Raw genomic sequence first — 12068 nt, forward strand, 5'->3', positions numbered from 1 at the left:
TCTGCCAATTCGTTGGCTCATTCCCAGCGGAAGCTATTCAGGTCGGCGATCCTTCCCACCCCCCTCTGGCCTGCCGGCCATCTCCCCCGCAAGGGGGGAGATCGGCAGCTTCGCCGTCCCGCCCTCGATTTGACCGCCCCTGCCCTCGCCTGTAGCAGTCCCACATGATGCGCCAACGGAAAGGGAACCGTGTGCAGATGTCCAGCAATCCGGATTTTTCAGATTTCTTCTACGCCGCGCCGGACGGACTCCAGCTTCACGCGCGCGTCTATGGCGAAGCGAATTCCGGTCATTGGCCTGTCGTCTGCCTGCCTGGCCTGACCCGCAATTGCCGCGACTTTCACGAGCTGGCGCTGCATCTGTCGACGCAGGCGAGGCGCAAGGTTGTCGCGTTCGATTATCGCGGGCGCGGGCAGTCCGCATACGATCCCGATAGCGGCCACTACAATGTCGGCGTCGAGGCCGGCGATATCCTTGCGGGGCTGGCGGCGCTCAACATCGAGGACGCAGCCTTCATCGGCACGTCACGCGGCGGGTTGATCATTCACGTGCTCGGCGCGATGCGGCCGGCTGTCCTGAAAGCAATAGTTCTCAACGACATCGGCCCGGAGATCGAGGCTGAAGGCCTGGCCCATATTCGCGCCTATCTCGAGCGTGCGCCGAAGCCGAAAACCCGTGCCGAGGCGGTCAGCGCCCAGCGCGGCGCGCATGGGGGCGATTTTCCGGCCCTGATCGAGGCAGACTGGGAGCGGATGGTGTCGGCGCTTTACCGCGCGACGGATGCCGGGCTCGTGCCGGATTTCGACCCGAATCTGGTCGATACGCTGGCGGGCCTCGACCTCACCCAGCCACTGCCGGCGCTATGGCCGCAGTTCGAGGCGCTGGCGACGATACCAATGCTCGCCATACGCGGCGCCAATTCGAAGCTGCTTTCCAAAGAAACGCTCGAGCAGATGCGAAAGCGTCACCCCGGCATGGAGACGATCACGGTCGAGGGCCAGGGCCATGCGCCTTTCCTCGAAACCGGCAGCCTGCCCGGCAGCATTGCCGCTTTCCTTGATCGCGCCGAGCGATAGATGAACTCAAAATAAACCCCAAGACCAATGCGGTCCTGGGGGAGTCACAACAGTATAAGAAAGCTCGCCGGAACTACTTGGCTTTTGAGCTTTTCCGGGGCGCTTTCGGCGGCACCTTTGCCGCGGCTGTTTCAGTCCGCTGTTTCCGCCCTGCCGTCGGGGATGAAGGCGCGGTCAAGGGCGACGAAAATACGGAGCTTCCTGCACTGCCAGCCGGTTGGTCGCACCTGGGTGTTTACAGGACAACCACGCAGCCGTCGAGGTCATTGGTGGCCAGATGCGCGTAACGCATGGTCATCGAAAGCGTCTGGTGGCCAAGCCACATCTGCACGCGCCTGATGTCGATGCCGCCCTGAACGAGACGCGAGGCGCAGGTGTGGCGCAATATATGCGGCACCACCTGATCGTCGGCGCCGAGGCCAACCTCGGCTTTCGCATCGTTCCAGATGGCGCGGAACTGCGCCTGGCTGAGTTTGGTGAACGGACCCTTGGGCCTGCGGCCCTCGGTGGCCGGCAGCTTGATCACCTCTTTTACCCGTTCGGTCATCGGGATGGTGCGGCTACGGCCGGATTTGGTGATCCAGAAACTGACGCGATGCTCCTGGATGTCGTTCCAGATCAGCCCCAGTGCCTCGCCGAGGCGACAGCCAGAGTCGACCAGGAAGACTGAAAGCCTGTAGGCATCCTCGCAGCGGCTCTTGATGGCGGCGAACAGCTTGGCCTCTTCGTCCCTCTCGAGGAAACGAATCCGTCCCGCCCGCTCCTTCTGGCGGCGGAATTCGGGCAAGCTGTGGATATCCCCCATCTTGTGAGCCTTGCGCAGCAGTTTGCTGAGAGCAGCCATCTTGCGGTTGATGGTTGCGTTGCTGTTGCCGCGCTGGCGCAAGGTTCCGATAAGGTTGTCCAGGGTGCTCTGGTCAAATGCGCTGAAACGCTCCCCGAGGAGAATCTCATCAATTTCGCCGATGAAAGAGCTGACATTGTATTTATGCCGCCCATCATCCCAGAGTATATCCCGATATGCCGAAAATAGCTCCCCAACCCGGTGCGACTTTACTTCTCTTATCTTGTTAAAGCTGTATTTAAGCTTTACGCTTGGAGAAGAGAACATCGCAAACGGATCAGAGGGCAACCCCTCTTGAATCGCTTCGTTTGTCATTTATTTGCCACACCCCCGAGTGGATAGGCGACACCTACCCGCTTGGAAGCGTCCTTTCAAGAGTTCAAGTCAGACAAATCGATTTCATCCGCCAGGCGGCGGATCCCACGAAATCGTTCCGCAGACTTTTGTTCAGCTACCGATCCCCCTTCTCCTTCTCACTGCCCTGGCCCAGCCACGAAAACAAAACAGCCCGGGCGTTGAAGCGCCCGGGCTGGATTTCACCTGTATGGAACCAGCCCTTAGAACGAGCGCTGGAAGCGGAGGATGCCGCCGATGCCGTCGTCGCCGCCACCGTAGTTGAAGTAATCAACTTCGGCCGTGACCGTGAAGCCGGGAACGACGTCGTAGGCGATGTTGGCTGCGAGGCCGAACGTCTCGCCTTCGTCATACGATGCCTGGACGTTGAACGAGGTCTTCTCGTTGATGGTGTAAGTGCCACCACCCCAGATCGCCCAGTTGCCATCCCACAGCTTGTAGAAGTTGTTGGCAGCATTGCTGTCCGTGCCGTAGCCGCCGATGATGAACAGCGACAGGTTCTGCACCGGGGTGATGTCCAGGCGAACCTTGCCGGCCACTTCTTCGTAGTTGCTGTCATAGGCGATGACGCCAGTGATGGCGCCCCAGCCCTGCGTGTACTTCACGCCGCCGACGACATGCGGAACGTAGCTGTCGATCGTGTCGGCGCCAGCGCCTTCTTCGAGCGAGAGGACGGCCGAGAAGCCGTTGCCGGCATCGAAGTAGTACTGGATGACGTTGGTGTCGAACGAGCCGTAGGGAACGATCGTATCGTCGATGACGTTGCCGGCGTAGCCGATGAACGTATCGAAGGCCGATTCGTCCTTACCGACACGGAGGCCACCGAGCTGGATCCAGGCGAAGTTCAGCGAAACGCCCTTGCCGCTGGCCTGCCAGCCAGTGCCGCCAACCAACGGGCCAGCACCATCCGGGTCAGCATAGTCGCCGCTGCTATTGCCGAAGTTGAAGCGGGTCTCGGTGTAGGTCTTCAAGGTGCCGAGTTCGGTTTCCTGGCCGGTCCAGGTCTTCAGCGTGAAGCGGGCATTCTTCCAATAGGTGTCGTTGGTGTCGGCATCCAGGTGATCCGGCACGTTCTGCACGCCTTCGCGGTCGCCCACGCCGATGTCGTAGCGGACATAGCCGCCGATGCGCAGGCAGGTTTCGGTGCCGGGGATGTAGAAGTAGCCAGCGCCGTAGACGTCGCAGATCTTGACGTATTCAGCGGGTTCCGGCTCGGCGACGACGACGGCGTCGGCGGCGCGCGCACCGGAAACTGCGATCAGGGCCGCAGCGGAGCCGAGAAGAAGGCTCTTAATGTTCATTTTCTGACCTCCAGTCAGAATCGAACAGAATCGTGGCCTTTCCAGCGGTTTCGCGGCTATGTGAGAGCCCTGGGTCGGTCGGTTTTCAAGCCATCTATTTGTTATTGCGAGGAGAAATCTGAACCGCAGTGATGCGAAAAAGCAAAACTGGCGGAGAGGATGGGATTCGAACCCACGAGAAGCTTTTGACCTCTACTCCCTTAGCAGGGGAGCGCCTTCGACCACTCGGCCACCTCTCCGTTGCGCCGCTGGATAAAGAAAAGCGCCGGCACAATCAACAAGCCGGCGCCACTATTGTCGAAAAATCCGGCTTCTGTCGAAGCGCCGCCTTCGTCATGCGGCGATTCTGCGGCAATTCCCTGGCTGGCGACTCGGAGCATGGCCGCAATTCGGGCGGCTCATCGCCGGATTCGGCTGGATTGCAAGGGTTGCAAGGGGCCTGATCGTTAACAAGAGCTTTCCGACTGAGGCCAAATCGTGTCATTTGTGCAACAACGCATGGGGATAGCGCCCAGACAGTCCTTTCACCGGTACGATCATGGTTGAACGCCGCCGCCTCATGGGTAATGTCGAATTCGAAGGAGCGGCGCGGTGCGCATCTTTTTCGGTTAGTGGGGATGGGGCAGGGAACGCTGTCCTTCAGCAAAGAATACCCAGACCCGTTTTTTAACTTTTGACTGGAGGTCAGAAAATGAACATTAAGAGCCTTCTTCTCGGCTCCGCTGCGGCCCTGATCGCAGTTTCCGGTGCGCGCGCCGCCGACGCCGTCGTCGTCGCCGAGCCGGAACCCGCTGAATACGTCAAGATCTGCGACGTGTACGGCGCTGGCTACTTCTACATCCCCGGCACCGAAACCTGCCTGCGCATCGGCGGCTATGTCCGCTACGACATCGGCGCCGGCGACGTCGGCTCGTTCGATGGCGCGTCGTCCGTCGACCACGAGGACGGCGACGAGCAGGACACCTGGTACAAGAACGCCCGCTTCACGCTGAAGACCTGGACCGGCCAGGAAACTGAACTCGGCACTTTGAAGACCTACACCGAGACCCGCTTCAACTTCGGTAACAACAACACGTACGGCATACCGGACGATCCGGCGACGGTAGCAGATGAGACTTTCTCTAACCCTGCCGGCGGCAAGGGCGTCAGCCTGAACTTCGCCTGGATCCAGCTCGGTGGTCTCCGCGTCGGTAAGGACGAATCGGCCTTCAACACGTTCATCGGCTACGCCGGCAACGTCATCCAGGATACGCTTGTTCCCTACGGCGGCTTCGACACCAACGTCATCCAGTACTACTTCGATGCCGGCAACGGCTTCTCCGCCGTGCTCTCGCTCGAAGAAGGCGCGGGCGTCATCGGCACCATCGACAGCTACATCCCGCATGTCGTCGGCGGCCTGAAGTACACCCAGGGCTGGGGTGCTATCACCGGCGTCATTGCTTACGACAGCAACTACGAAGAAGTAGCCGGTAAGGTCCGCTTGGACATCACGCCAATGCAGAACCTGTCGCTGTTCATCATGGGCGGCTACGGCACGGACGACAACCTGTCGGATCCGACTTGGGCAATCCCGGCCGGTGGCCGCGGCTTCTACAAGCAGTGGAGCGGCAATTGGGCACTCTGGGGTGGTGGCACGTACACCATCAACGAGAAGACCTCGTTCAACGCCCAGGTGTCGTATGACGAAGGCGAGAACCTCGGCATCGCGGCAAACATTGCCTACGACGTCGTTCCGGGCTTCACGGTCACGGCTGAAGTTGACTACCTCCATGCCGGTGAATTCGGCGAGGTCGGCTTCGACAACTGGACCAATGCTGACGACGAAGACAGCATCGGCGGCATGCTCCGCTTCCAGCGCTCGTTCTAACAGCGCCTGCTCTGAACAACATAAAACCCGGCGGGCAACCGCCGGGTTTTTTCATTTCGGGCCATTGCTGCCAAGCTCTCTAGGGAACCGTGGCTTTCATTTTCTAACCTACCAGCAACTTGCACCATCCTACCGGGCAAGCTAGCAAGAAGGCCCTTTTGGAACGAGCCTTTTGCCATGCGTCAGCGCCCTCCCCTCACGCCGCTCATCGCAGCGCTTCCTTCGACGGTGCCGTTTGTCGGCCCCGAGGCGCAGGAGCGTGACCGCGGCCGCGCCTTTCGCGCCCGCATCGGCGCCAATGAGAGCAGTTTTGGGCCCTCGCCGCGCGTCATCGCCCGCACGGCCGGCGTCGCCCGCGACATGTGGATGTATTGCGATCCCGACAATTTCGACCTCAAGGTTGCCGTTGCCGGCCATCTCGGCGTGGGCGCCGAAAACGTGGTTGTCGGCGAAGGCATTGATGGCCTGCTCAGTCTGGTGGCGCGCATGTATGTGGCGCCGGGCGATGCGGTGATCACCTCGCTCGGCGCCTATCCGACCTTCAATTTCCACATTGCCGGCGTCGGTGGCCAGCTGGTCGCCGTTCCCTATGAGAACGACCGGGAAAACCTGGATGGCCTGCTGGCGGCGATCGTCAGGGACAAGGCGCCACTGGTGTATCTGTCCAATCCGGACAATCCGATGGGCAGTTGGTGGGAAGCGGCCGAGCTCGTCGCCTTCATCGAAGCGCTGCCTGATACCACCATGCTGGTGCTCGACGAGGCCTATGGCGAGCTAGGCCCGGCCTCGGCGCTGCCGCCGATCGATATTTCCAGGCCGAACGTCATCCGCATGCGCACCTTCTCGAAGGCCTACGGGCTGGCCGGCATACGCTGCGGCTATGCGGTGGCCGAGGCCCAGGTGATCCGCGATTTCGAGAAGATCCGCAACCACTATGGCGTCAGCCGCATGGCGCAGATCGCCGGCGTCGAGGCGCTTGCCGATCAGGACTATCTCAGGAGTGTGGTGGCGCGGGTCGAGGCCGGGCGCCGGCGCATCGCCGGGATCGCCGAGGGCAACGGACTGAAGCCGCTGCCATCGGCGACCAATTTCATCACCATCGATTGCGGCCGTGACGGCGCCTTTGCGTTGAAGGTGCTGCAGGCGCTGCTGTCGCGCGACGTGTTCATCCGCAAGCCGATGGTGCCGGTGCTCGACCGCTGCATCCGAATCAGCGTCGGCCTCGATCACGAGCTCGACATCTTCGCCGAGGAACTGCCCGGCGCGCTCGCCGCGGCGCATGGAAACTGAACTCGGCAGCCGAATTTCAACCCAAGGTATGCGGGACGATCCGGTACTTGGCAAGGTCCGGCAATTTACATGCGCATTTACTAATTTAGTTTCCTTCGCGCCGCATCATCAACACATTTGCTGCCTAGCCCACGAAATAGGGCGACTGCAGGCAGGGGGTTCAACACCAATCACGGATGGGAAGACCTATGCCGCAGCACAGTGCCAACGAGCAATATCTGCTCGAACTCATCAACGCCGAGCGCGCCAAGACAGGTGCCCAGCCTCTTGCCTTTGACAACGACCTCAGCGAAGCCGCCGAGGGCCACGATCGATGGATGCTCGCGACCGACATCTTCTCGCACACCGGATCTGGAGGTTCGTCGCCGACGACGCGCATGAAGAACGCTGGCTACACGCTGACCGGGTCCTGGGCGACCGGTGAGAACATCGCCTGGGCAACGACCCGCGCGCCGACCGGCACTGCCGACGAGGTCAAGCTGCTCCATACCAATCTGATGAATTCGTCAGGACACCGGGCCAACATCCTCAACCCCAATTTCCGGGAAGTCGGACTTGGCTTCGAGGTCGGCGACTACAAGGGCCGCAGCAGTGCCTTCGTCACCGAAGATTTCGGCAAGAGCGGCACCGACCTCTTCCTGACCGGAGTCACCTTCGACGACAAGGACGGCGATCGTTTCTACGATCCGGGCGAAGGGCTCGGCGCCATCACGGTGACGGCCAAAAACGCCGCCGGCCAGACTTTCAAGACGACGACATCGGCCGCAGGCGGCTACGATCTGGTGCTGAAGCCCGGCACCTACACGGTGACCTACTCCGGCGCGAACATCGCCACTTCGACGCAGACAGCGACCATCGGCACCAAGAACGTCAAACGCGACCTGATCGACCCGACGATGAAGTCGGGCACGCTTGCAGCGACGGCCTCTGCCGACGATGCGGGTTCCGGCACGACCCACACGCAGCCTGCGGCACCGGCTGCGCCGGCCACCGTAGCGGATGCGGGAAGCAACAATGCCGGCAACAGCACCCACACCTGGCTCGCCGACTTCTTCAAGAACCATTCGAGCTCGAACCACGGCACCCTCAGCGCCGGCGAATCTGCCGGCGGCGCGGCCAACACGTCCCCTGCAGCTACGCTTGGTGGCGAGCATTTGCAGTTCCGCCAGGCCGTCACTGCCCATACCAACGCAGAGGATGTCTCCGATCTGTTCGATGGCGGCGGCCACTTCCATCAAGCCGTGGACCGTGCGGTTGCAGCCTTTCAGGCACATCTGCCGGCAGACGACCATATCGTTGCGGATGCGGGCGACGCGGCGCAGGCCGCGGTGGCCAAGATCCTGGCTCAGATGGCCGCCCATTCTGGTCATCAGACGGCAGACCTCGTCGCCTGACCGCGACTTGCCTAAACAAACTGGCGGGCCGTGTTTCAAGCGCGGCCCGCTACGATTGGTGGAGGATTTCAAGTTCCTGCCATCCTGACGGCATTGGCGTTCGAATTCCGGATTTCCGTGCCATGTGCCGATAGGCGGCTACCTGTTGAGGGGGAAAATTCTGTTTCATCCGAGTTCGCCTGATCAGAAACGCACGAATCGCTCCGAGCTGCGAGAGGCCCTCGTCTCCTTTCGCGGTGCATACATTGCCACGGCCGGCTTCAGTGGCCTGATCAACGTCCTGATGCTGTCCGGCTCGCTGTTCATGCTGCAGGTCTATGACCGCGTGCTGCCCAGCCGCAGCGTGCCGACGCTTGTCGCACTGATCATCCTGGTGACAGTGCTCTACCTCTTTCAGGGTGTTCTTGAAGCGGTGCGCGCAAGAGTGCTGACACGCATAGGCGCCGGCATAGACGAACTCATCAGCAGCCGCGTGTTCAACTGCGTCGTGCGTCTGCCGCTGCGCACGCGCGATCGCGGCGAAGGGCTGCAGGCGATGCGGGATCTCGACCAGGTCAGCGCATTCCTGTCCGGCGCCGGCCCCGCCGCGCTGTTCGATCTGCCGTGGATGCCGCTTTATGTGGTGATCTGTTTTCTCTTCCATCCCTGGATTGGTGTCGCGGCGCTCATCGGCGCGCTTTTGCTGATAGCGCTGACGGTGCTCACCGACCGGTTGGTCCGTGGGCCAACAAAGGCGATGTCGGGGTTCGGCACCCGGCGCAGCGCGATCGCGCAATCGAGCGTCCGCAACGCCGAAGTCCTGGCCGCCATGGGTATGGCCGACAGGCTGGCGAGCCGGTGGAACCGGGCAAACAGCGACTTTCGCGAGGCGCAGGAGCGCGCAAGCGACCTGACCAGCGGGTTTGGCGCGGTGTCACGCATCCTGCGCATGATGCTGCAATCGATGGTGCTGGCGCTCGGCGCCTATCTGGTCATCTACCAGCAGGCGACGCCCGGGATCATCATCGCAAGCTCGATCCTCACGTCACGTGCGCTGGCGCCCATAGAGCTTGCCATTGCGCATTGGAAGAGCTTCCTCAATGCGCAGCAGAGCTGGCGACGCCTGGGTGATCTGTTTGCGGCCCTTCCCGTTGCCCAGGCAGGAATGGAGCTGCCCGCCCCCACCGCCGAGCTGGCGGTCGAAAGCATCAGCGTCGTCGCGCCCGGCGACCGGCGCCTGGTGGTGCAGGATGTCGAATTCTCGCTGCGCGCCGGATCAGGCGTTGGCGTGATCGGTCCCAGCGGCTCGGGAAAATCCTCGCTTGCCCGGGCGCTGGTCGGTGTTTGGCCGGTGACGCGCGGCAAGATCCGGCTCGACGGCGCAGCGCTCGAGCAGTGGCCGACGCACCTGCTTGGCCGCCATATCGGATACCTGCCGCAGGATGTCGAACTGTTTGCCGGCACCGTCGGCCAGAACATCTCGCGCTTCGACGACGATGCCTCGCCGGAGACGATCATCGCGGCGGCGCGAGCGGCGGGCGTGCACGAAATGATCCTGCGCCTGCCGGAAGGCTATCGGACCGATATCGGCGAAAGCGGCGCGGCACTTTCGGCCGGCCAGCGCCAGCGGGTGGCGCTGGCGCGGGCGCTGTTTGGCGATCCGTTCCTGGTCGTGCTCGACGAACCCAATTCCAACCTCGACGCAGCCGGGGACCAGGCTCTGACCCAAGCCATCGAAGGCATCAAGGCGCGCGGTGGCATCGTCATCGTGGTGGCGCACCGGCCGAGCGCACTTGCGGCACTGGACCACCTGCTGGTGCTCGGCGGCGGCCGGCAGCAGGCATTCGGCCTGAAGAGCGAGATCGCGCGTCAAGCGCTGCAGCCTGTACCTGCGCCGCTGCAACCTGTACCTGCACCGCTGCATGCGGTCGGAACGGCAGGCTAACGATGGCGCTGGCAACGACCCATTTCACAACGAGCTGGTTGCGCACCGCCCGGGAACTCGCCTTCTCGGCAAAGGCGCAGGTGGTCGCCGCTCTGGACCGTGGTGCAAAGCCGATCGAGGGCGCCTCCCCGCAACAGCAGCGATTGCGCGCTGCCATCCGCAGGAACGTGCGGCTGGGCTCCATCGCAGCATTGGCCCTGGTCGGCGGACTCGGCCTTTGGACAGCGACAAGCAATCTTTCCGGCGCCGTGGTAGCGGCCGGCCATCTGGTCGTCGATTCCAACGTCAAATCCGTCCAGCATCCGCAAGGCGGCGTGGTCGGCGCGCTGAACGTGCAGAACGGCAGCATGGTCTCCGCAGGCGACGTGCTGGTACGGCTCGACGACACGGTGGCGCGTGCCAATCTCGCCATCGTCGCAAACAACCTCGACGAGCTTTCGGCTCGTCGGGCCCGGCTGATGGCCGAGCGCGACAATGCCGGCGCGGTGATCTATCCTGAGCAGTTGCAAGCACGAGCATCCGATGCCCAGATTGCGCAGTTGATCGAAGGTGAGAACAGGCTGTTTGTCCTAAGGCGTCAGGCACGGGACGGCCAAGTCTCACAGTTGCGCGAGCGCATCGCGCAGTTCCGGCAGGAGATCGCAGGCATCGACGCGCAGCAGAAGAGCAAGCAGCAGGAAATTTCGTTCACTGAGGTCGAGCTGGAGGGCATGAGGGACCTCTGGAAAAAGAAACTGGTGCCGATTTCGCGGCTGGCTGAACGCGAACGCTCCCAGGCCAGGCTCGACGGCGAAGACGGCCAGTTGACTGCGGCGGCCGCACAGACGCGCGGACGCATCAGCGAGACGGAACTTGCCATAATCCAGATCGACCAGGACATGCGCAGCGAGGTGGCGGGCGAGCTGCGGGAGATCGACGCCAAGGCGAGCGAGCTTCGCGAGCGCCAGATCGCCGCCCAGCAATCGCTGAAGCAGATCGACATCCGCGCGCCGCAATCCGGCCGGGTGCATCAGCTTGCGATCCACACCATCGGCGGCGTCATCTCTCCAGGCGAGGCGATCATGCAGATCGTGCCGACGGCCGACGCCCTGGTGGTCGAGGCGCGCGTCGCGCCGCAGGATATCGACCAGGTCGCCATCGGGCAGCCGGCAACGCTTCGCCTTTCGGCATTCAGCCAGCAGACCACGCCCGAGGTCGACGGCCGGGTGGATCGCATCTCACCCGACCTCATCGAAGACCAGAAGGCCGGCGTCGCCTACTATGCCGTACGCATTGAACTGTCGGCCAAAAGCCTCGAACAGGCGGGGCCGCTGGAGCTCAAGCCGGGCATGCCGACCGAGGTTTTTCTCAAGACCACCGACCGCACGGTTCTTTCCTATCTGCTCAAGCCATTGACCGATCAGGCCAGCCGCGCATTCCGCGGGGACTAAAGCGCGTCGCGTTGAAACGGATTCAGTCGACTCGCTTTAAGTTTTTGTCTTTAAGCATGTCGTTGTCCCAAAACCGCTGCGCACTTTTGGGCGACATGCACTAGGCTCCGGCTCTGGGGATGTGCACATCTGTGCGGCGGATCTCGCCGACCAGGGCATTTTGTTCGACCGGCATGTCTGGCTCCTTGCAACTATCTAAATGGATCAGGTCACCCATCCTGCAAGCCGGTTGCATTCGCTCGACGATGCGCCAGACTCGGAACCATCAACAGGCGTGGAGAGCCCGATGAATCGCAAGGCGGTGCAGGTGCGCGTGCATGGCAGAGTGCAAGGCGTCGGCTACAGGCTCTGGGCACGGGACGAGGCCATAAGCCTTGGTCTTGCGGGCTGGGTGCGCAACGAACAGGACGGCACGGTGACGGCTTTGATCGCCGGAACCGAGGCCGCGGTTTCGACAATGATCGCACGGCTTTGGCAAGGGCCAGAAAGCGCATCGGTTTCGAAGGTCGATGCCGAGGAATTCGACGCCGGGAGCCTACCCGCTGGCTTCAGGATCAACACACCTTGAATTAATTGAACGTTCGTTTT

At 62.2% G+C, this 12068-nt stretch carries 10 protein-coding genes and 1 tRNA gene; 7 read left to right on the forward strand and 4 right to left on the reverse strand.

Annotated features, from left to right (window positions below; all coding sequences use genetic code 11):
• Positions 1-197 precede the first annotated feature (197 nt).
• Positions 198-1076 (forward strand): alpha/beta fold hydrolase, encoded by an 879-nt coding sequence (locus tag LHFGNBLO_RS29810; protein WP_258603135.1) that lies wholly within the window; start codon positions 198-200, stop codon positions 1074-1076.
• A gap of 235 nt (positions 1077-1311) precedes the next feature.
• On the opposite strand, the gene LHFGNBLO_RS29815 is transcribed toward LHFGNBLO_RS29810, so the two are convergent.
• From LHFGNBLO_RS29815 to LHFGNBLO_RS29830, 4 genes are all read right to left on the reverse strand, one after another.
• On the reverse strand, positions 1312-2187 hold the full coding sequence (locus tag LHFGNBLO_RS29815) for a tyrosine-type recombinase/integrase (RefSeq protein ID WP_413774737.1): 876 nt from the start codon (positions 2185-2187) through the stop codon (positions 1312-1314).
• Positions 2188-2477: 290 nt separating this feature from the next.
• Entirely contained in the window at positions 2478-3575 is a 1098-nt protein-coding gene (locus tag LHFGNBLO_RS29820; RefSeq protein WP_258603137.1) for a porin, read from the reverse strand.
• A gap of 148 nt (positions 3576-3723) precedes the next feature.
• A tRNA-Ser gene (locus tag LHFGNBLO_RS29825) sits at positions 3724-3814 on the reverse strand.
• On the reverse strand, positions 3776-3955 hold the full coding sequence (locus LHFGNBLO_RS29830) for a hypothetical protein (RefSeq protein WP_258603139.1): 180 nt from the start codon (positions 3953-3955) through the stop codon (positions 3776-3778). The genes LHFGNBLO_RS29825 and LHFGNBLO_RS29830 overlap by 39 nt, the downstream gene beginning before the upstream one ends.
• Positions 3956-4266: 311 nt before the next feature.
• On the opposite strand from LHFGNBLO_RS29830, the gene LHFGNBLO_RS29835 reads away from it, so the two are divergent.
• The 6 genes from LHFGNBLO_RS29835 (at position 4267) to LHFGNBLO_RS29860 (ending at position 12048) form a co-directional block, all read left to right on the forward strand.
• On the forward strand, positions 4267-5442 hold the full coding sequence (locus tag LHFGNBLO_RS29835) for a porin (protein WP_258603141.1): 1176 nt from the start codon (positions 4267-4269) through the stop codon (positions 5440-5442).
• Positions 5443-5619: 177 nt separating this feature from the next.
• Positions 5620-6732: a pyridoxal phosphate-dependent aminotransferase gene (locus LHFGNBLO_RS29840; RefSeq protein WP_258603149.1), complete on the forward strand. Its 1113-nt coding sequence runs from the start codon at positions 5620-5622 to the stop codon at positions 6730-6732.
• A 188-nt stretch (positions 6733-6920) separates the two neighbouring features.
• Positions 6921-8126 carry a CAP domain-containing protein gene (locus tag LHFGNBLO_RS29845; RefSeq protein WP_258603154.1) on the forward strand — a complete coding sequence of 402 codons (1206 nt, stop codon included), beginning with the start codon at positions 6921-6923 and terminating at the stop codon, positions 8124-8126.
• Between the two features lie 145 nt (positions 8127-8271).
• Positions 8272-10050 (forward strand): type I secretion system permease/ATPase, encoded by a 1779-nt coding sequence (locus LHFGNBLO_RS29850; protein ID WP_258603156.1) that lies wholly within the window; start codon positions 8272-8274, stop codon positions 10048-10050.
• A 2-nt stretch (positions 10051-10052) separates the two neighbouring features.
• On the forward strand, positions 10053-11480 hold the full coding sequence (locus tag LHFGNBLO_RS29855; protein ID WP_258603158.1) for an HlyD family type I secretion periplasmic adaptor subunit: 1428 nt from the start codon (positions 10053-10055) through the stop codon (positions 11478-11480).
• Positions 11481-11766: 286 nt separating this feature from the next.
• Positions 11767-12048, forward strand: coding sequence for an acylphosphatase (locus LHFGNBLO_RS29860; RefSeq protein ID WP_258603164.1), 282 nt, complete (start codon positions 11767-11769; stop codon positions 12046-12048).
• Positions 12049-12068: the final 20 nt, after the last annotated feature.

Source organism: Mesorhizobium sp. AR10 (assembly GCF_024746795.1).
GTDB lineage: Bacteria > Pseudomonadota > Alphaproteobacteria > Rhizobiales > Rhizobiaceae > Mesorhizobium.

Excerpts from the sequence above, each read along its gene's own strand:
- LHFGNBLO_RS29855 (WP_258603158.1), top strand. The coding sequence starts at position 10,053 with ATGGCGCTGGCAACGACCCATTTCACAACGAGCTGGTTGCGCACCGCC.
- LHFGNBLO_RS29820 (WP_258603137.1), bottom strand. The coding sequence starts at position 3,575 with ATGAACATTAAGAGCCTTCTTCTCGGCTCCGCTGCGGCCCTGATCGCA.
- LHFGNBLO_RS29815 (WP_413774737.1), bottom strand. The coding sequence starts at position 2,187 with ATGTTCTCTTCTCCAAGCGTAAAGCTTAAATACAGCTTTAACAAGATA.
- LHFGNBLO_RS29835 (WP_258603141.1), top strand. The coding sequence starts at position 4,267 with ATGAACATTAAGAGCCTTCTTCTCGGCTCCGCTGCGGCCCTGATCGCA.
- LHFGNBLO_RS29830 (WP_258603139.1), bottom strand. The coding sequence starts at position 3,955 with ATGCTCCGAGTCGCCAGCCAGGGAATTGCCGCAGAATCGCCGCATGAC.
- LHFGNBLO_RS29860 (WP_258603164.1), top strand. The coding sequence starts at position 11,767 with ATGAATCGCAAGGCGGTGCAGGTGCGCGTGCATGGCAGAGTGCAAGGC.
- LHFGNBLO_RS29840 (WP_258603149.1), top strand. The coding sequence starts at position 5,620 with ATGCGTCAGCGCCCTCCCCTCACGCCGCTCATCGCAGCGCTTCCTTCG.
- LHFGNBLO_RS29845 (WP_258603154.1), top strand. The coding sequence starts at position 6,921 with ATGCCGCAGCACAGTGCCAACGAGCAATATCTGCTCGAACTCATCAAC.
- LHFGNBLO_RS29810 (WP_258603135.1), top strand. The coding sequence starts at position 198 with ATGTCCAGCAATCCGGATTTTTCAGATTTCTTCTACGCCGCGCCGGAC.